The sequence below is a fragment of the Gilliamella sp. WF3-4 genome, from assembly GCF_001690275.1.
Taxonomy (GTDB): Bacteria; Pseudomonadota; Gammaproteobacteria; order Enterobacterales; family Orbaceae; genus Gilliamella; species Gilliamella apicola_C.
Genome location: NZ_LZGW01000052.1, coordinates 77,896 through 98,346, shown reverse-complemented (window position 1 = coordinate 98,346; position 20,451 = coordinate 77,896). Strand labels below are relative to the sequence as shown.

Annotated in this window: 14 protein-coding genes, 1 pseudogene and 1 riboswitch; of the genes and pseudogenes, 8 read left to right on the top strand and 7 right to left on the bottom strand. The window is 36.2% G+C overall.

Annotation, left to right across the window (positions count from 1 at the left end):
- Positions 1-33: 33 nt before the first annotated feature.
- The 5 genes from A9G47_RS11880 to A9G47_RS11860 form a co-directional block, all read right to left on the bottom strand.
- A complete protein-coding gene (locus A9G47_RS11880) occupies positions 34-1,428 on the bottom strand; it encodes a glycoside hydrolase family 1 protein (protein WP_065567242.1) in 1,395 nt (464 codons plus the stop codon).
- Between the two features lie 2 nt (positions 1,429-1,430).
- The gene (locus A9G47_RS11875) at positions 1,431-3,329 is read right to left on the bottom strand and encodes a beta-glucoside-specific PTS transporter subunit IIABC (protein ID WP_065642971.1); all 1,899 of its coding nucleotides are present in this window, start codon (positions 3,327-3,329) and stop codon (positions 1,431-1,433) included.
- Between the two features lie 182 nt (positions 3,330-3,511).
- Complete coding sequence (licT, locus tag A9G47_RS11870) at positions 3,512-4,363, bottom strand: BglG family transcription antiterminator LicT (protein WP_065642970.1); 852 nt, start codon at positions 4,361-4,363, stop codon at positions 3,512-3,514.
- A gap of 177 nt (positions 4,364-4,540) precedes the next feature.
- Complete coding sequence (gene htpG, locus A9G47_RS11865) at positions 4,541-6,415, bottom strand: molecular chaperone HtpG (protein WP_065642969.1); 1,875 nt, start codon at positions 6,413-6,415, stop codon at positions 4,541-4,543.
- 314 nt (positions 6,416-6,729) lie between these two features.
- Entirely contained in the window at positions 6,730-8,091 is a 1,362-nt protein-coding gene (locus A9G47_RS11860) for a sodium-dependent transporter (RefSeq protein ID WP_218057109.1), read from the bottom strand.
- Between the two features lie 308 nt (positions 8,092-8,399).
- On the opposite strand from A9G47_RS11860, the gene ubiG reads away from it, so the two are divergent.
- Together ubiG and guaB are read left to right on the top strand one after the other, a co-directional pair.
- Entirely contained in the window at positions 8,400-9,098 is a 699-nt protein-coding gene (gene ubiG / locus A9G47_RS11855; protein WP_065567246.1) for a bifunctional 2-polyprenyl-6-hydroxyphenol methylase/3-demethylubiquinol 3-O-methyltransferase UbiG, read from the top strand.
- 175 nt (positions 9,099-9,273) lie between these two features.
- Positions 9,274-10,740: an IMP dehydrogenase gene (gene guaB, locus A9G47_RS11850; protein WP_065587973.1), complete on the top strand. Its 1,467-nt coding sequence runs from the start codon at positions 9,274-9,276 to the stop codon at positions 10,738-10,740.
- Positions 10,741-11,105: 365 nt separating this feature from the next.
- Here the strand turns inward: guaB and pssA are convergent, their stop codons facing one another.
- Entirely contained in the window at positions 11,106-12,461 is a 1,356-nt protein-coding gene (pssA, locus tag A9G47_RS11845) for a CDP-diacylglycerol--serine O-phosphatidyltransferase (protein ID WP_065580073.1), read from the bottom strand.
- A 199-nt stretch (positions 12,462-12,660) separates the two neighbouring features.
- On the bottom strand, positions 12,661-13,713 hold the full coding sequence (gene ydiK / locus A9G47_RS11840) for an AI-2E family transporter YdiK (RefSeq protein ID WP_065567249.1): 1,053 nt from the start codon (positions 13,711-13,713) through the stop codon (positions 12,661-12,663).
- 120 nt (positions 13,714-13,833) lie between these two features.
- Here ydiK and eco point away from each other — a divergent pair, with 120 nt between their 5' ends.
- From eco to ribB, 6 genes and pseudogenes are all read left to right on the top strand, one after another.
- The gene (gene eco, locus A9G47_RS11835; protein WP_065567250.1) at positions 13,834-14,328 is read left to right on the top strand and encodes a serine protease inhibitor ecotin; all 495 of its coding nucleotides are present in this window, start codon (positions 13,834-13,836) and stop codon (positions 14,326-14,328) included.
- 339 nt (positions 14,329-14,667) lie between these two features.
- Positions 14,668-15,777, top strand: coding sequence for an extracellular solute-binding protein (locus A9G47_RS11830; RefSeq protein WP_065567251.1), 1,110 nt, complete (start codon positions 14,668-14,670; stop codon positions 15,775-15,777).
- 100 nt (positions 15,778-15,877) lie between these two features.
- The gene (potG, locus tag A9G47_RS11825; RefSeq protein WP_218057107.1) at positions 15,878-17,014 is read left to right on the top strand and encodes a putrescine ABC transporter ATP-binding subunit PotG; all 1,137 of its coding nucleotides are present in this window, start codon (positions 15,878-15,880) and stop codon (positions 17,012-17,014) included.
- A 318-nt stretch (positions 17,015-17,332) separates the two neighbouring features.
- Positions 17,333-18,205: pseudogene (gene potH / locus A9G47_RS11820) on the top strand (putrescine ABC transporter permease PotH); the annotation flags it as partial.
- A 243-nt stretch (positions 18,206-18,448) separates the two neighbouring features.
- On the top strand, positions 18,449-19,207 hold the full coding sequence (locus A9G47_RS11815; RefSeq protein WP_081295587.1) for an ABC transporter permease subunit: 759 nt from the start codon (positions 18,449-18,451) through the stop codon (positions 19,205-19,207).
- Positions 19,208-19,317: 110 nt separating this feature from the next.
- Positions 19,318-19,498, top strand: a riboswitch (FMN riboswitch).
- 163 nt (positions 19,499-19,661) lie between these two features.
- The gene (ribB, locus tag A9G47_RS11810; protein ID WP_065567252.1) at positions 19,662-20,306 is read left to right on the top strand and encodes a 3,4-dihydroxy-2-butanone-4-phosphate synthase; all 645 of its coding nucleotides are present in this window, start codon (positions 19,662-19,664) and stop codon (positions 20,304-20,306) included.
- Positions 20,307-20,451 lie beyond the last annotated feature (145 nt).

The window sequence follows — 20,451 nt, the reverse complement described above, 5'->3', positions numbered from 1 at the left end:
TTGATATGGACAATCCCCCCTCTTTAAATTAACTTATTTTTTTAAATTTTCACCTTTCGATGCAATTACTGATTGATACCAATAGAAGCTTTTCTTTTTATAGCGATTTAGTGTTCCAGAGCCATCTTGGTTTAAATCTACATAGATAAACCCATAACGTTTAGTCACTTCCGCTTTTGATGCACTGATAAGATCTATTGGCCCCCAGCTGGTGTATCCCATCACTTCAACACCATCATTAATGGCTTCTCGAATTTGTACTAAATGATCATTCATATAATTTATTCGATAATCGTCATTGATAGTACCATCAGCTTCTAATTTATCTTTAGCGCCTAAACCATTTTCGACAATAAATAATGGTTTTTGATAACGTTCATAAAGTAAATTAAGCAAGTAACGAATTCCAACAGGATCGATTTGCCATCCCCATTCTGATGCTTTAAGGTAAGGATTAGGAACCATGTCTAAAATGTTACCTTTAGTTTTTTGTGATTCATCTGAAGTTGCACAGCAACTCATGTAATAACTAAATGAAACAAAATCGACCGTTTCTTGCAGATCTTCTTTATCTTGTTCGGTAATATCAAGGTGGATGTTGTTTTCTTTAAAAAAGCGATTCATATAAGTTGGGTAATAGCCACGCACTTGCACATCGCCAAAGAATAGCCAGCCATGATTTTCTTGGAGAGTAGCCCACACATCTTCTGGTTTTGGCGTAAGCGGATAAGCAACGGCACCTAATAACATATTGCCAATTTTGGCGTCAGGAATGATTTGATGACATAATTTTACTGCTCGGCTACTTGCAACCAATTGATGATGAATCGCTTGATAGATTTGCTGTTTGGTGCTATTTCTATCCAAGCCTACACCTGTGAATGGTTCATGTAGTGACATATTAATTTCATTAAAGGTTAACCAATGTTTGACCTTATCTTTATAGCGTTCAAAAACAGTTTTAGCGTAGCGAGTAAAAAACTCAATCACTTTACGATTACCCCATCCTCCATATTGAGTGACAAGATAGTACGGCATTTCATAATGAGATAAAGTGACTAATGGCGTAATATTGTGTTTTGCCATTTCATCAAATAACTTGTCATAAAAGGCTAAGCCATCTTCATTGGGGTGTTGTTCATCGCCATTAGGAAAAATTCGAGTCCAAGCAATCGATGTGCGTAAACATGTAAATCCCATTTCTGCAAATAGCGCGATATCCTCAGGATAACGGTGATAAAAATCAATGGCGTTATCTTTTATGCTGGAAATCTTGGTTTCATTGCGATTGATAATATCACCAAACAAACCATTGGGTGTGCAATCTGATGTTGATAAGCCTTTACCTTTTTCACGATAAGCGCCTTCAACCTGATTGGCGGCAATGGCACCTCCCCAAAGAAAATCATTAGGAAATTGTGTTGACATTTTTACTCCTTATTTTGGGATAACGCTAATAAAGCCTCTCCACTTTGTATATTTTCTTGTTTAAAAATACGTTGTATATCTTGATAACTATCACTGTTAGTAATAATAATTGGTGTGGTAACTTCAAAACCAGCTTGTTTGATGGCTTCTACATCAAAACTCACTAATAAGTCACCTTTTTTTACTTTACTACCCGCTTCAATGTGTGCTTGGAAATGTTGCCCATCTAATTTTACGGTATCAATACCGATATGGATTAATATTTCGGCTCCAGAATCTGTTTGAAAACCAATGGCGTGTTTAGTTCTAAAAAGTGAAACGACTTCGCCATCGTCAGGCGCTACGGCTTGACCGACTGTTGGAATGATTGCAATACCTTTGCCCATTAACTCACTAGCAAAAGTAGGGTCATTTACTTCTTTTAAGTCAATCAGTTTACCGGTCAATGGGCTTGAAACAGTGACGGTATCGGCTTGTTTAACTTCATTAGCTTGGCTAGCTGCTTCATTGCTTTGTGCTAGCTCTGCATCGTCTGCTTTTTTATCTTTAGGCATACCAAATAGATAAGTGACGACTGCGGCGATAACAAATGAGATAATCGAACCAAACAGAACTGCATAAAATTGTGCACCAATTCCGGTTGGTGGGATCAATTGTAAGAAGGAAAAGATACTAATAAAACTGAATGAGTAGATAACTGAATGAAAATAACCAACAATACCACCACCGATCATAGCGGAGACACAGCCGATAATAAATGGACGTTTTAGTGGTAAGTTAACCCCATAAATTGCCGGCTCTGTCACCCCGAAAATCCCTGATAATACAGAAGAACTAGCTAACGCTTTAACTTGTTGATCTTTACTACGTAACATAACCGCCAATACAGCACCGACTTGAGCAAATACCGCAGGGAATAAGATTGGGATCATAAAATCTTCTTGCTTCAGCGAGATATTGTTCATCGAAAATGGCACTAGTCCCCAATGGATGCCAAAAACAACCATTACCTGCCAAAGCCCTGCTAAAATCATGGAAGCAATGACGGAGTTAAGTTCATAAACATAGAGGATACCGCTAGCAACAATATTACTCAAAAATGACACTACTGGACCAATGATGGCAAAAGTTAATGGTACGGTAATTATCAAACCAAATAGTGGTGAAATAAATTTTTTGAACGAATCATGCATGATTTTGTTAAAGTTACGTTCTAATAATGAATAGAACCACGCCGCTAAAATTACCGGAAAAACCGATGAAGGATAAGGAATTAATTCAATAGGAATGCTGAAAAACTCGGTTTTTAATTCAAAAGCATTACCTAACATACCAACAACACTAGGATGAACTAACGCTCCACCTAATGCCATACCGACATAAGGATTACCGCCAAATTTTTTAACGGCTGAAAAACCTAGAATTATTGGTAAATAATAAAAAGGTGCATCGGCAATTGCATTTAAGAAGTTGTAAGTTGGCGTGTTAGTTGTAACAACTTCCATCATTTGTAACATCGAAATTATTCCTTTGAAAATCCCCCCAGCGACAAGTACCACTAAGGCAGGAATAAAAATGCCTGACACTAAATCAATCAGTTTTGACATTACGCCTTTTTTAGCGCCTGTTGGTTCCTCCGTTGTTGGTTTTTCACTAAGGTTTGTCAGCGCCATAATATCACTAAATACATCAGCAACATTATTGCCGATAACAACCTGAAATTGCCCACCACTTTGTACAACAGTAATCACACCAACTTGTTTTTTTATTGCTTCTGCGTCTGCTTTTGATTCATCTTTTAATGCAAATCTAAGCCTAGTTGCACAGTGCACTAGGCTGATAATGTTTTCCTTACCGCCTACAAGTTCAATAATTGACTCGGCAAGTTGTTTATTTTTCATACCTTATCCTTTTTTATGCAAAAAAAAACCTAAGCCCCTTTTTAAGTTAAGGTACTCAGGTTTTGCTCACATAGCAATTCATTTTATACTATGCAATAACAATCCAAAAATGATTGACTTAAGCTAACATAATTTAGGCAGGATGAACATAGTGATTTGAAATATAATGATTAAAATGTGACTCATGTCACATTATTGTTTTTAAGTTCCATGCGCAATCGTTCAATATGTATGGTTAAATATAAACTTTCATCGTCAGTCAAAGGATGCTGGTATTGTTGTATTAAATGTAAATCGATCTGTTTAGTACAAAGATAGGCTAGCTCATACTTTTGCCGAATTAATTCATACAAGGAGCTATCTTGTTGTGTTTGTTTGCTTTGACTTAAGATACGATGAGCAAAAAATTTTAAATGGGTAACAAAGCGCTGATAGGACAAACAATCTTCATCATATTCAAATTTAAAATGATATTTTACGATATTAAGAATTTCACGCATGATTTTTGTCATGTTAACAATATTGGGCATGGTACCATTTAATTGTGCATTGATGATATGAAAAGTAATAAAGCCCGCTTCGTCTTCGGGTAATTCAATTGATAGCCGCTTTTTTATAACTGATAAGGCATATAAACCAATTTGAAACTCTTTAGGGTAAAATTTTTTGATCTCCCATAAAAAACCGTTGGGTATATTAAATCCTTGTTTATGGCGCTCAATGGCAAAATGGATATGATCTGTTAACGAAATATAAATGCTATCTTGCAATTTGCCATCTATACATTTTTTTGCATGATTAATGATAACTTCAGATGTCGTTAATACTTCAAAAGGGATTTCTGAAAGCAGTTCTTTAAATTTTGGCAATATGACTTTATTATCTAGTGAAAACTGCTTTTCTATCTGACTAGGATCGATTAAATCGCCTTCACGCTTTTTAAACCCAATTCCACGCCCAGTGACAATTAATTCACTGCCTTTATCATCAAGTGTAACAATAACATTGTTATTTAATATTTTATAAACTTTCATTAGATATGATCAATTCCTTATGTTGGTTTATTATGAATCGTCATAAAAAAATCGAAAGAAGAAAAACAAAAAAATGTGACAAGTATCATAATATTTAAATAAATATTATGATTTTTACCAATAAAAAAACCTCGATAGTGCTAACTTATCGAGGCTGATATAGGCAATATTATCTGATTATTGCGCCAATAATTTATTCATGGTTTGAATAAACTTACTTGGATCACTTAACGAGCCTTTTTCTGCAAGTAAAGCCTGATCAAGCAATAATTCAACCCAGTCATTAAATGCGCTTTCATCTTGCGTATCGACAATACGTTTAACCAATTCATGATCTGGATTGATTTCAAACGTATATTTGATTTCTGGCGCTTTTTGACCTGCGGCAGCAAACAATTTAGCCATTTGCGTAGTCATTTCATCGGCAGATGTAGTAACAATTGCTGGTGTATCGGTTAAACGATGAGTTAATTTGACTTCTTTTACTTTATCGCCTAACACAGTTTTAACTCGTTCGATAAATGGCTCAAGTTCTTTTTCAACTTGTTTTTGCTCTTCAGTATCTTGATCGGCAAGTTTTTCAATTGATTCGTCAGATTTACTGATTGATTGGAATTGTTTACCATCAAATTCCGTTAAATTGCTCATCATCCATTCATCAATGCGATCAGATAATAATAATACTTCAATACCTTTTTTGTGGAATAACTCAAGATGAGGACTATTTTTTGCCGCACCGTAGCTATCAGCGGTAATATAATAGATCTTCTCTTGCCCATCTTGCATTCGGCTAATGTAATCTTCTAGTGATACCGTTTGCGCATCGCTATCGGTATGCGTTGAAGTAAAGCGAAGTAATTTAGCGATTGCGTCACGATTTGCAAAGTCTTCACCAGCGCCTTCTTTTAATACTAGGCCAAATTCACTCCAAAATTGCTGATATTGTTCTTTGTCGTCTTTAGCCAGTTTTTCAAGCATTTGTAACACACGCTTAGTACATGCATTACGCAAGTTTTGTGTGATTTTGTTATCTTGCAAAATTTCACGCGATACATTTAATGGAAGATCGTTTGAATCAATTAAACCTTTTACAAAACGTAAATAATTAGGCATAAATTGTTCGGCATCATCCATAATAAATACACGTTGTACATAAAGTTTTAAGCCGTGTTTATTATCACGATTCCACAAATCCCAAGGCGCTTTTGCAGGAATATAAAGCAAGCTAGTATATTCTTGCTTACCTTCAACGCGATTATGACTCCAACTTATTGGATCGGCAAAATCGTGCGATAAATGTTTATAAAACTCTTTATATTCATCATCAGTTACTTCTGATTTACTACGCGTCCAAAGTGCTTGAGCTTTATTGACTTTTTCCCATTTTACTTCTTTGCTTTCTTCATCAGTAGTTTGCACTTCAACAGGTAGTGAAATGTGGTCAGAATATTTACTAATGATTGAACGTAAACGCCAGTCATCTAAAAACTCTTTTTCGTCTTCTTTTAAGTGTAATGTGATTTCGGTACCACGAGTTTCTTTATTATCATCAGAGATGGTATATTCACCTTCACCGGCAGATTCCCACATAACCGCTTCGTCAGCATTGGCTGTGGCTGCGCGCGTTCTCACTGTAACTTTATCAGCAACAATAAAGGCTGAATAAAATCCAACACCAAATTGACCAATGAGTTGGCTATCTTTTGCTTGATCGCTACCAATTGATTCCAAAAATGCTTTAGTACCTGATTTAGCAATAGTCCCTAAATTTTCAATCACTTCATCGCGGGTCATACCAATGCCATTATCAGCAATGGTTAATGTGCCAGCTTCTTTATTAGTAGAAATGCGCACACCCAGTTCACCATCACCGGCATATAGATTTGGGTTTTCAAGTGCTTTAAAACGTAATTTATCGGCTGCATCAGACGCGTTTGAAATGAGTTCTCTTAAAAAAATCTCTTTATTTGAATATAAAGAGTGAATCATTAAATGTAGAATTTGTTTAACTTCAGATTGAAATCCACGAGTTTCAGTACCTTGCTTACTCATTGACTAGTTCCTCTATCATATTTAGTCATTTCAATTAATGCTAATGGCGAAAATGACTTTGTTATCAACTAACTTTTTCATTTCGCTAGCTTATTAGTTCATCGCTAGTTAGTATTAATTGAATAAATTAACATAATGGTTTGATTTATTGATGTATTGCTATATGGGAATAAAAAAATGAATTTCAATAGAAAATGTCAAATTTATTCATTAGTTGGTTGTTTTTTGTTAAACAATTTTGTTAAAAACATTTTTAATGAAAAGAAAAAAGCCTTGAATATATCAAGGCTTTTAACTGGAGTTATAATGGCTTTTTAGACAAATCCATAAACCAAAATTATGATAACAGCTACTGGCACAACATAACGAGTTAGTATTGTCCAAATGTTAAACCAAAAATCGTTTAAATTTAACTCTTCACGAATGCGTTTTTGATTCATCATCCAAGCACCAAATACAACCGTACCTAATCCAGTAACTGGCAACATGATTTTACTTGTTAGGTAATCAAGTAAATCAAAAATATTTTTACCAAATAGTTTTACTTCGGCCCATTCATTAAATGACAAAATACAAGCAATACCTAATGCCCAGATAACTAGGCTACTTAAAATCGTTGCTGACTTTCTACCTAATGGTGTTTTTTCTTCTAATAATTCAACCGTTGGTTCTAGTAATGAAATAGAAGAAGTTAGTGCTGCAAAAGTTAGGAAGATAAAGAAAAATACCCCTAATATAGTGCCACCAGCCATATTTCCAAATGCAATTGGTAGGGTAACAAAAATAAGCCCAGGGCCTTCACCTGCTTGTAAACCATTTGCAAAAACTAGTGGAAATATAGCCATACCTGATAGCATTGCGACAATAACATCTAAAATTACCACTGTGCGGGCGGTAGATAGTAGGTTAACATCTTTTCCTAAGTACGAGCCATAAGCCATCATAATGCCCATACCTAAAGATAAGCTAAAAAATGCATGCCCAAGAGCGGCTAGCATAGCAGTGCCATTAATAGCCGAAAAGTCTGGCGTGAATAAAAATCTAAATGCTTCACCAAAAGATGGACCACTGACATACGCTGCGTATCCAACTAATACTAACAACAAGATACCTAGTCCTGGCATCATAATTTTACACGCTCTTTCTAAACCAGCACCAACGCCCAGTGCTACAATAAATGCGGTAGCAGCCATAAATACAGTGTGCCAAGTTAATAAATGGCTCACATTGCCAAGGAAGTTACTAAAAATTTGTTCTGTAACTTTGCCATTAGCGCCTTCAAAAATCCCTTGACCAGCTAAAATAATGTAATCGGTCGCCCAACCACCAATAACACTATAAAATGATAGGATTAAAAATGATCCTACTACGCCAATAATACCAACCCAACGCCATGATTTAGAACGATTTTCAGAAACAGCAACATCTTCCATGGTATGAATAGGATTTTTTTGCCCACGACGACCAATTAACCATTCTAAAACTAAAATCGGCAAGCCAATAACAAACATAAAAAGCAAATAAGTGAGCACAAATGCTGAGCCCCCCATTTCACCTGCCATATATGGAAATTTCCAAATGTTACCCAACCCAACAGCAGAACCAGCCGCAGCAAGCATAAATCCCATGCGCGAGCTCCATTGTGAGTGATTTTCCTTCATAGTACCCGTACTCATGAATATTTTTTTCCTTTATTCTTAATTGGTTAATCCTAGTATAAGCTAATGCTTAAAAACGTTTTTATTAGAGATAAGATGTTAAATCATGCCATGAAATAAGCATGGAAACAAGAAATCATTAAAACTATTAATATAAATAACAATTTGACTATTAAATTTTATAGTAACTTGAATTCAATTTGTGACAAGCTAATAACTAAATATTAACAGCAGGATAAATTTATATTTTGCCCTTTTATTGATAGTAGTGATGCCTTAAAATGTATGATTATGAATTTAGGCTGTGCTTTATAGGAAAAGTTATTATGTCACAAAATGTTGATTTTAATGAAATAAATAAATTTGCACAATTAGCTGCTCAGTGGTGGGATCTTGATGGCAAATGTAAACCTTTGCATATTATCAACCCATTACGTGTTAATTATATACAACAACATTGTGGATTATTAGATCAAAAAACGGTATTAGATGTGGGGTGTGGTGGTGGTATTTTATCTGAAAGCTTAGCGAAGCTTGGTGCTAATGTGACAGCCATTGATCTTGCTGATGAGTCACTGGCTGTGGCAAAACTGCATGCTGCGCAAAATGGTTTATCTATTGCCTATGAAAAACAGACCGTAGAAGAGCATGCAGAGCAAAATCCTATGCAATATGATATTGTAACGTGTATGGAACTGTTAGAACACGTCCCCGATCCATTTTCAATTATTGATGCTTGTGCAAAATTGCTTAAACCAGGGGGTAAATTATTTTTATCGACGATTAACCGCAATCATAAGGCAAAATTGCTATTAATTTATGGAGCAGAATATATTGCTCGGCTAGTACCTAAAGGTACACATGATTTTAATCGCTTTATTCGTCCCTCAGAATTAATGTCGCTTGTTGAGCAAGCAGGTCTCACTGTTGGTGATGTGATAGGCATGGAGTACCACCTATTGAGAAACCAATTTAAATTAGGACCTAATATTGATGTCAACTACATCTTAATGGCAAACCGTTAGGAAAACAAAAGAGCAATGTGTAGGTTAAAACAAATTGTCTATATAATATGCATATAATTTTATATTATCTTAATAAATCGTATCTAATATAAATATCGCTGGTTTTTTTAAGTAAAAGTAAGTAAAATGCTTTGGCAATATTTTATCAACAATCCAACCAATGGTGAATATTGTCATGTCTCGTATAGTTAAAGAAGCACTCACGTTTGACGACGTGCTATTAGTTCCCGCCCATTCAACGGTATTACCGAATACAGCTGATATTAGTACGCAACTAACCCAAACCATAAAACTTAATATTCCAATGCTATCAGCAGCAATGGACACAGTAACCGAATCAGATCTAGCCATTGCGTTAGCACAAGAGGGGGGGATTGGTTTTATTCACAAAAATATGTCAATTGAAAATCAAGCCAATCATGTAAGGCGAGTAAAGAAACACGAAAGTGGTATAGTTCAAGATCCTGTATCTGTTTTACCTACTGCAACCATAAAGCAAGTTATTGATCTAGCTAAAGAGTATGGCTTTGCTGGATTTCCTGTTGTGACTGAAACCCAAGAACTGGTTGGAATTATTACTGCACGAGATGTACGATTTGCCACTGATTTATCTTTACCTGTTACTGCCGTTATGACGCCTAAAGATCGCTTAGTTACCGTCAAAGAAGGTGAACAACGTGAAATCGTACTTCAAAAAATGCATGAACACCGTATCGAAAAAGTGCTTGTTGTTGATTCACGCTTCCATCTAAAAGGTATGATTACCGTTAAAGACTACAACAAAGCCGAGCAAAAACCCAATGCCTGCAAAGATGAAAAAGGGCGCCTGCGTGTGGGAGCTGCTGTTGGGGCTGCGCCAGGTAATGAAGAGCGCATCGCCGCATTAGTTGAGGCTGGCGTTGATGTGTTGCTAATTGACTCTTCACATGGCCATTCGCAAGGTGTACTTGACCGTATTTATCAAACTAGAAAGAATTATCCTAATTTACAAATTATTGGCGGTAATGTTGCCACCGCTGAAGGTGCCAAAGCCTTAATTGAAGCTGGAGTTAGCGCTGTTAAGGTGGGGATTGGACCAGGATCTATTTGTACAACACGCATTGTAACAGGTGTTGGTGTGCCACAAATTAGTGCGATTATGGATGCAGTTGAAGTCGCACAAAAACATAATATTCCTGTTATCGCTGATGGTGGAATTCGTTATTCAGGCGACATAGCCAAAGCTATTGCCGCAGGAGCATCTTGCGTTATGGTCGGTTCAATGTTTGCAGGCACAGAAGAAGCACCAGGCGAAATCGAATTATTTCAAGGCCGGGCCTATAAATCATATCGTGGCATGGGATCGCTTGGCGCAATGGCAAAAGGATCGTCTGATCGCTATTTTCAAACCGACAATGCTGCAGATAAACTGGTACCAGAGGGAATAGAAGGGCGCATTGCCTACAAAGGACAATTAAAAGAAATCGTTCATCAACAAATGGGAGGATTAAGATCTTGTATGGGGCTAACTGGTTGCGCAACAATTGATGCATTAAGAACGCAGTCTAAATTCTATCGAATTACTGGCGCAGGCATGAAAGAAAGCCATGTGCATGATGTACTTATCACCAAAGAGCCACCTAACTATAGAGCGGGCGCGTAAAAAAAGGGGGGGAACCTCCTTTTTTTGTAAATAAAAAACCTCAATAAAATCAATGACTTTTCTGAGCCATTTTTATAGAAAACGTACTGTTTTCATAACGTCAAAAGTTATTTTAGGGGGAGTATTGGGGGGAATGTTTTATTCTTTTGGTGCCCAGAATAATTGATGCCATCACGCCTGAATTGGGAGATTCAGTTCTGAATTCTCTCTCAACCCTAACATAAGGCTGCAAAACATGATTTGGGTTATTCCACCTTTTTATTTAATTTTAATGAGTTGTTCCTGATAAAGCATAGCACTGCCCCAGCAAACAAGGGTATTTGGCTAGGCAGTGCTTATTTTAGTTATCTAAAATATCAATAACTTCATAGTAATCGTTTAATAATTCTATCCACTTTTATACGGCTGAGTCGCTTTATTAATTTATGCACTTGGCTAGGATAAAATTGGCTTGCCTGTATTTGTTGAAAATGAGTGACCAAGGTGGTTTTTTGGCGTATAGCGTTTAGTTCTTGGGTGAATTTGTCACTCAATTCTTGTTTTGGATCATGTATTAATATGCCATTTTCAAGATCTAGCCGCCACGCTCGCGGATTTAGATTGTTGCCTGTTATAAGCACCCATTTATCGTCTACCCAGATACCTTTAAGGTGGTAGCTTTGTTGTTCATCCTTCCATAAGCGGATAATCAGTTGTTCTTTGTCAATAAAGAGTTGCAGGCGCTCGATAAAGCTTCTTAAGTTGATTTCGTATAAATAGGGTAGTCCACCTGATATGTTAAAAGGCTTATCTGGTGGAATATAAAAATCGTTGGCTTCTTTGTCACCAATAATCAGTTCCACTTGTCGTCCTTTACGTAACAAACGGATAATATCGCGGACTAAAATACTTGGTAAATTAAAGTAAGGCGTGCAAAAGATCACTTTTTGTTCGGTAACGTTTATTAAGTGGTGAATAACTTTATTTAAAGCATTATTGCGCCCAAGCCCCATTATTGGTGCAACCGATAAAGTTTCATTGTCAGTATTGGCGCTGTATTGGTAGTTTGCATCCATTAAATGTTGGCGCAGGGCTTTGATTTCAGATTTGATCTGTTTGCGGGTTTTATGCGTGCCCAAATTAAGCAATTGCAATGCTTGATATGGTAAAAAATGCTCATGAATAAATTGTACCATACTATCAGCTAATACTGGATTAGTAATAAAGTGGTAGCGGTCGTAACGGTATTTATCGCGTTTGTGTAAATAGACATTATTAATGCTTGCACCGCTGTAAATAACCGTATCATCTATAATAAAACCCTTAAGGTGTAATACACCAAGCACCTCACGACGATTAACTGGCACACCATAAATTGGGATGTCAATTTCTGGATTCTTTTGTTTTAATTGATAATAATAATTGGCGTTAGTATGCGCTTTATCTTCACCAATTCTTCCTCGCTGTGCTCGATGCCAGTCAACAAATATTTTGATATCTAAATTTGGACGTTGCCGTTTAACTTGATAAAGCTCATCAAGAATTTCTTGACCAGCCTCGTCTTGTTCTAGATAAAGTGCGACAATATAAATACGTTGCTGAGCGTTTTTTATCTTGTCAATTAACGCTAGTCGATACGCTTTTGCACTATTGAGTATCTCATATTGCTTGGCATTTTGTTGAATTTTTGCTAATTCATCAAGATGCTTTTGGTGATTATATTTTATAAATGGTATTCGCATGATTTATTTATCATTATAACTGGTAAATTACTTTAGGCTAATGATAGTTAAAAGTAATGTAAATAAGACCAGTAAAAATAACACTCCTTTTAAAATGTGCGCATTTTGATTAAGTTGCTTTAGGCTAAATACGCCATATCATTATGTTTATTAACCTTTAGCAACATGTTTATGCTTTATTGCTAGGATAATAAATGGTTTAAGACTGCTCATCAACCCATGTTTCAATTATTTTGTAAGTTAATGCAAGTACTACTGGACCAATAAACAATCCCATTATACCAAAACTAAGTAAACCACCAATTACGCCAAATAAAATGAGTAAAAATGGTAAATTAGCTCCTTTTTTTATTAAATAAGCACGCATTACGCTGTCTAAAGTGGTTAAAATAATGGCAACAACAATTAAACAGATACCTTCAATGGTATGACCTGACCAAAATTGCCAAGCGATGCAGCCAAGCATAACCACTACAGGGCCAATTTGGGCTACACAGCAAATAAATAAGATGAGTGTCAGTACGCCAGGTAATGGCATATTGGTGAGAAGAAAACTCAATCCGCCGATTAACGCTAAGGTGATGGCGGTCACCACAACGCCTAATGCTACTGCACGGATAGATTGCCCTGCTAAAGTAACGGTGGTTGCACCGTATTGCTTAGAGAGTCGATTAGCTAGTAAGTAGACATATTTAGTGATGCTTTCACCTTTTAAAAAGAGTAATAGACTAAAAATAATCATGACGCCAGCATGAAAAATAAATATACCAATGTTAGTGGCTTGTTCAAGTAGCCAACCTATCATGGTACCAATATAAGGCTGTATGCTTGAAACTAAATCGGTACCATCGGTTTGAATCAGATTTAACCATTTTTGATGTAACTCGGAACCAAAGGTCGGTATGTTTTCAAGCCAGTCAAACGTGGGTAGTGTTTGATGTTGTAGCGTTTTAGCCCATTCAATAAGATGGTGGCCATTTTGTGCTACAGAGCTAATAATTAATATAAATGGAATAATGCAAACAAATGCAAGTATTAACGCCATAACAAGCAACGATAACCAGCGCTTGTTAAACAGTTTTTTTTGGATTTTTATCATTAATGGCCAAGTCGCAATGACTACCATTACCGCCCAAAAGAATCCAAATAAGAAAACTTCAACAATACGATAGGTAATAATGATTAGCAACCCAATAATTAATAAGTTTAAAATTAACTTGAGTAAATCGGTAGTATTTTTTTCTGCTGGCATTTTAACACCATATTTATTAATCTATATTGTGTTATTATACGCATTATCAATTAAAATTAATATGATGTATTGATGATATGATGTATCGATGATTCATTCTTTCATACTGGAGATTTAAAAATGAAAAAATTATTATTATTGGCATTATTAGGTGTGTCATTAACGGCGTGTGCCAACACACCAAAAATTAAACCTGTTGCACAAAATGCTAATGATACTGCGCCATTTCCAACTGCTCAAGAGGGCACTACACGTTATGCTATTTATCTGCCAGCTATTGCTAACGAAAACAATGCAAAAGTTGAAGTAATAATTGGCAAGGAAATGAATGTTGATTGTAACTTACATAATATTGGTGGTACTGTTAAGCAAGAAGAGCTTAAAGGTTGGGGATATTCATACTATGTGGTTGAAAAGGCCGCAGGTAATATTTCAACTTTAATGGCTTGCCCTGAAGGAAGCAATAAAAATCAATTTGTGACCCTTAGCCACAATTTAGGTTTATTTAACTATAACAGCAGTGTGCCATTAGTTTTTTATGTGCCTAACGATTTGCAAGTTAAATACCGTGTTTGGCAACCTAAGGATAAAATTCTAGAAGCTAATGCAGAATAGTTTGTATTTATGAATTATTAATTGGTTATCAATTATCGATTGAGTGGTCAAAATATGCCCACTCAATCTTGAAACTTTCAATATTTGATTTTTTAAGTGGACATCTTTGAAAAAAAAGGTATTTTATCCCTTGTAATGCAAGGTTAGCTCGACATGTTCATTTATCATTATTAATGACTTGTGATTGCCTGATTACCTCGGTTTCGCTTGGCGGTGTTACATTGATAATTTATATCATTTTCTCAACGTCGATGGCAAAATTTGGGGGTCCGTTGTGTCTTTGCAATGGGCTTGTGTCTAACATGTAATATCCCTACAACTAGAGGAGAAGTGGTGAGCATGTTTACTCAACGTAAAACAATTCTTTCAATCGTGGCTGGTGTTTCACTAGCGTTATCTCAACCTGCTATTGCTAAAGATCGCGTCGTGCATTTTTACAATTGGGCAGGGCAAATCGGCTCTAATACAATTACTGATTTTGAAAAATCTACAGGTATTAAACTTGTTTATGATGTGTATGATTCAAACGAAGCACTTGAAGGTAAATTAATGGCAGGCCATTCTGGTTTTGATGTGGTTTCGCCATCAGATAGTTTTTTAGCAAGACAGATTAAATCTGATATTTATCTTCCATTAGATAAAAGCAAATTGCCTAACTGGAAAAATCTTGATCCTAATTTAATGAAATTAATGGCTACCCATGATCCTGATAATAAATATGCCATCCCTTATGTGTGGATGACAACAGGCATTGGTTATAACATTGATAAAGTTAAAGAGCGTTTAGGTAGCGATGCGCCAGTTAATAGCTGGGATCTAGTATTTAAGCCTGAAAATATGGAAAAACTGAAAGATTGTGGCGTAGCATTTTTAGATGCCCCAACCGAAATTTTCGCAAGTGCTCTTCAATATTTAGGAAAAGATCCGAATAGTACTGATGCTAAAGATTACACAGGCGCCGCTTACGAGCTGTTAGCAAAAGTTCGCCCAAATATTCGCTATTTCCATTCTTCACAATATATTACCGATTTAGCAAATGGTGATATTTGCGTGATTTTAGGGTGGTCGGGTGATATTTTACAATCACGCGATAGAGCTGATGAAGCAAAAAATGGTGTGCATGTGGGCTATCAAATTCCAAAAGAAGGAGCATTAGTCTTTTTTGATACTTTTGCCATTCCAAAAGATTCAGCCAATCCTGACGAAGCACACGAGTTCTTAAATTTTGTCATGAAACCTGAAATTGCAGCGCAAGTGACTAATGATGTTAACTTTGCTAGCGCCAATAAAGAAGCAAACGACAAATTTGTAAAACCAGATGTGAAAAATGATCCTGCGGTTTATCCAAAACCAGAAGTAATGGAAAAATTATTCACCTTGAAGGTTAAAGAACCTAAACTTGAACGTGTTATCACACGTACGTGGACAAAATTAAAAACTGGTAAATAAGCAGTAATTATCTAATTATTTATTGGTCTATTCTAGACGGGGAGATTAATTTGATCTTTCCGTCTCGTTTTTTTTGGCTTGTTGTTATGAGGAAAAAAGAGTGAATAATAAAACAACAAATCAGGTACAGCCTAAAAAAAAGATGATAACTCCGCTATTGGAGATCAAAAATTTAACGAAAGTTTTTAATGATGATTATTATGCTGTTGATGATGTCAACTTGACTATCTATACTGGCGAAATTTTTGCTTTACTGGGTGCATCAGGAAGCGGTAAATCAACACTACTACGTATGCTTGCTGGTTTTGAACAGCCAACATCAGGTCAAATAATTCTTGATGGTAAGGATTTATCACAAGTTCCACCTTATAATCGCCCAATTAATATGATGTTCCAATCGTATGCTCTATTTCCTCACATGTCGGTTGAGCAAAATATCGCCTTTGGTTTGAAGCAAGACAAGTTAAGTCATAATGAGATTAAACAGCGTGTTGAAGAAATGTTAGCGTTAGTGCATATGGAGCAATTTGGTAAACGCAAACCCCACCAATTATCTGGAGGACAAAGACAACGTGTGGCATTAGCTCGAAGCCTAGCTAAACGACCAAAATTATTGTTGCTTGATGAACCCATGGGTGCACTAGATAAGCAACTACGTGATCGTATGCAACTTGAAGTGGTGAGCATTTTAGAGCAAGTAGGAGCAACTTGCGTAATGGTAACCCATGATCAAGAAGAAGCCATGACAATGGCAGGCCGTATTGCTATTATGAACAAAGGTCAATTTGTTCAAATTGGTGAGCCAGAAGAAATTTACGAACATCCAAATTGCCAATACAGTGCTGAATTTATTGGCTCAGTTAATATATTTGATGGTATTTTACAAGATACATTAGAAGACGGCTTAATTATCAGTTGCCCTACCATTAAACATCCATTAAAAGTCGATTATGATTCACCAGCGGTAGAAGGTGTACCAGCTAAGATTGCCTTACGTCCAGAAAAAATCCAATTATGTGACCAACTCCCTGAAGATGGGTATAACTGTGCTACAGGTGAGGTTGTCGAAATTGCTTATTTAGGTGATCTATCGATTTATCATGTGAAATTGCCAAGTGGCCAAATTATCATTGCACAATTGCAAAATGAACACCGCTATCGTAAAGGTATGCCAACTTGGGGAGATATTGTTAACTTAAGTTGGGAAGTTGATAGCTGTGTTGTGCTTACCGAATAAACAAAAGAGGATATAGTGATGCGATCCATTTTATTGGGATTGTTATTAAATGCATTTGTGTTACTCAATGTTTATTGGCGTTTTGTAACAACAGGTGCTTTTGATAACTTATTTTTAGATGCGCTATTTACCGCAATGACATTGAGTTTTTTGCTGTCATGTTTAGGTTTATATTTAGTTAATTACAAGCCATCTAAATTCGCCTATCGGCTAATAATTGCTGGTAGCATAGCGTTTATTCCTGTTGGGTTTGTAGTAATTTATTTTGCTTATAAAAAAATGCGCCAACAGCATAGCGATTCAGATTTGATGACGTTATATGGTAGATTAGTGGTCATTGCCATTCCTTACTTATGGATGTTGCTACTATTTTTATTGCCATTTTTAATTGTATTTAGAATCAGCTTTTCAGAAATGGCTTTGGCTGTACCACCTTATACTGATTTACTCAGTTATGATGATGGTATGCTTAATATTGCGCTAAATTTTGGCAACTATTTAAACCTAATTAGCGATACTATTTACATCGATTCCTATTTGCAATCACTTAAAATTGCAGCCATTTCAACCATACTGTGTATTTTGATTGGCTATCCATTGGCATGGGCGATTTCACAATGTAAACAGTCAACCCGTAACATTTTACTATTATTGATTATTTTACCTTCGTGGACATCGTTTTTAATTCGTGTTTACGCATGGATTGGTATTTTGAACCCTAATGGACTGTTAAATCACTTTTTGATGTGGTTAGGCATCATTGATCAGCCATTGATTATTATGAAAACCTATTTTGCGGTATATATTGGTATTGTTTATTCGTATTTACCCTTTGTGGTATTGCCAATTTATACATCGTTAAGTAAGGTCGATTCGACATTAATTGAAGCGGCACTAGACTTAGGTTGTAAACCAATTAAAACGTTTTTTAAAATTATTGTGCCTTTGACCAAAAATGGTGTTATTGCTGGGGGAATGTTGGTGTTTATTCCTGCTGTAGGTGAATATGTGATCCCTGAATTATTAGGGCCTTCTGAAGGCATTATGATTGGTACCCAGCTTTGGACCGAGTTCTTTAACAATCATGACTGGCCAGCAGCTTCAGCCGTTGCAAGTGTGATGTTGATGATATTAATTGTACCAATTTACTATTTTAATAAATTCCAAAATCGACAAATGGGGGGTAAATAGATGAACAATTTACCTGTTATTACACGATCCGCCCTGATTGTATTTATCTCCTCTTTGCTGGGTGCAATTTTATTGAGTATTTTGATTTCATCATCGGGATTAGCGCTTTTGGGGCAAAGTGGCTTTTATTACGGCTGTATTACTTTTAGTTTTATACTTACGGCTTTAGTTACTATAGCGCTGTTTTTTCGATGCTTGAAGGGGCTTATCTTTTTAGTTGTCTTTTCGTTTTTATATATCCCCATGATCATTTTGATTGTTTATTCGTTTAACAGTTCTCGGCTAGTAACAGTTTGGGCGGATTTTTCAGTCAAATGGTATTTTGAGCTAATTCACAATGAAACACTACTTAAAGCTGTCGGATTAAGTCTATCTATTGCTGCATGCGCTGCTACTTTTGCTGTTGTGCTCGGCACATTAGCCGCTTATGCAATTATCCGTTTTAGGCGATTCCGTGGGTCTAATTTGTTCTCATTTATGACAACAGCGCCGTTAGTTATGCCTGATGTTATTACTGGTTTGGCATTGTTATTATTGTTTGTGGGCATGGGGCAGGTCTTGGGGTGGCCAAAAGATCGAGGTGCAATAACTATTTGGATGGCACATGCGACTTTCTGCACTGCCTATGTTACGGTAGTCATTAGTGCAAGGCTTCGTGAACTTGATAAATCTATTGAAGAAGCGGCTTTAGATTTAGGTGCTAACCCATTGAAAGTCTTTTTTGTTATTACATTACCAATGATTGCACCGGCATTAGTTTCTGGCTGGTTACTTGCATTTACCTTATCACTTGATGATGTCGTAATTGCTAATTTTGTAACAGGGCCAGGCGCAATGACATTACCTAAATTAATATTTTCAAAAGTACGTTTAGGGGTCGATCCACAAGTCAACGCTTTAGCCACAATTATATTACTCATTGTCGGGATTATCGGTTTTATTTCGTGGTTATGGATGCGTCAGTCTGAGCGACGTCGCATTCAAGAAACACATAAGCACTAAATCCTGCCTCTTATCTCAATATTGCCGCATATTGCGGCAATATTACGTTTTAAAATCTCCGTGTTTTTTCCATCATTTTGTATTATAGTGTGAATGGTCAATTTATTTGGCTAAATTCTCAGGGCGGGGCGTAATTCCCCACCGGTGGTATAGCCCACGAGCGCTTAATATTTTAGATTTTAATGGTCTGTTTATTTTTATTAATAACAAACCATCTAAATATATTAAGGTCAAGCAGATTTGGTGAAATTCCAAAGCCGACAGTTAAAGTCTGGATAAAAGAGAGTTGCTTATCTTTCTCATGTTTGCTGAAAGGCAAAGTCATACTGGTCAAGCACAGCCCTGATTCTGGTATTTTATTTATTTGTACTTAATTAATTTGATGCATCAATAATGATTCAAATTTAATTAAGTAAATAATGAAATGAGCAAATTAAAAATATAGGTATTTACCATGAATCAGTTTAATCTGAATGAGTTTGGAACTCCAATCGAACGAGTCAAAAAGGCCATTGCATCAATTCAAGCCGGTCAAGGTGTGCTAGTTTTAGATGATGAAGATCGTGAAAACGAAGGCGATATTATTTGGGCTGCTGAGTCAATCACTCCCGAACAAATGGCTATTACTATTCGTTATGGTAGTGGCATTGTTTGCTTATGTTTACCGCCAAAACGTTGCGAAGAATTGGAATTGCCTATGATGGTGGCCAATAATACCAGTAAAAATAATACTGCGTTTACTATTTCGATTGAAGCTGCCGATGGTGTAACAACGGGGGTATCAGCTGCCGACCGCGTTACGACCATTAAAGCTGCGGTTAATGATAACGCTAAACCTAGCGATCTTAATCACCCCGGGCATGTCTTTCCATTAGTTGCTAAAGAAGGGGGGGTATTGGTTCGCCGAGGTCATACCGAAGCATCAATTGATTTAGTGACATTAGCGGGTTTAAAACCTGCTGCAGTCCTGTGTGAGTTAACAAATGATGATGGCACAATGGCAAGAGCACCTGAAGTGGTAAAGTTTGCCAAACAATACCATATGCCCGTTGTAACCATTGAAGATATAGTTGAGTATCGTAACACTCTCAACGCTTGAGCTAACAATTGTTCCGCCGATGAAATTGTTCGGCGGAGTTATTTATACTCATCATATTTAACGTTAAAAAGTCTAACTTATTTTTTTGTATCGAAACCCTATTGATAAAGCTGCTATCTGAAATATTTTTTAGGTTTATAACTTA

Coding starts and splice junctions, on each gene's coding strand:
- ubiG (WP_065567246.1), top strand. CDS start 8,400: ATGTCACAAAATGTTGATTTTAATGAAATAAATAAATTTGCACAATTA.
- htpG (WP_065642969.1), bottom strand. CDS start 6,415: ATGAGTAAGCAAGGTACTGAAACTCGTGGATTTCAATCTGAAGTTAAA.
- A9G47_RS11875 (WP_065642971.1), bottom strand. CDS start 3,329: ATGAAAAATAAACAACTTGCCGAGTCAATTATTGAACTTGTAGGCGGT.
- ydiK (WP_065567249.1), bottom strand. CDS start 13,713: ATGCCAGCAGAAAAAAATACTACCGATTTACTCAAGTTAATTTTAAAC.
- A9G47_RS11815 (WP_081295587.1), top strand. CDS start 18,449: ATGATCATTTTGATTGTTTATTCGTTTAACAGTTCTCGGCTAGTAACA.
- ribB (WP_065567252.1), top strand. CDS start 19,662: ATGAATCAGTTTAATCTGAATGAGTTTGGAACTCCAATCGAACGAGTC.
- A9G47_RS11830 (WP_065567251.1), top strand. CDS start 14,668: ATGTTTACTCAACGTAAAACAATTCTTTCAATCGTGGCTGGTGTTTCA.
- A9G47_RS11880 (WP_065567242.1), bottom strand. CDS start 1,428: ATGTCAACACAATTTCCTAATGATTTTCTTTGGGGAGGTGCCATTGCC.
- pssA (WP_065580073.1), bottom strand. CDS start 12,461: ATGCGAATACCATTTATAAAATATAATCACCAAAAGCATCTTGATGAA.
- guaB (WP_065587973.1), top strand. CDS start 9,274: ATGTCTCGTATAGTTAAAGAAGCACTCACGTTTGACGACGTGCTATTA.
- licT (WP_065642970.1), bottom strand. CDS start 4,363: ATGAAAGTTTATAAAATATTAAATAACAATGTTATTGTTACACTTGAT.
- eco (WP_065567250.1), top strand. CDS start 13,834: ATGAAAAAATTATTATTATTGGCATTATTAGGTGTGTCATTAACGGCG.
- A9G47_RS11860 (WP_218057109.1), bottom strand. CDS start 8,091: ATGAGTACGGGTACTATGAAGGAAAATCACTCACAATGGAGCTCGCGC.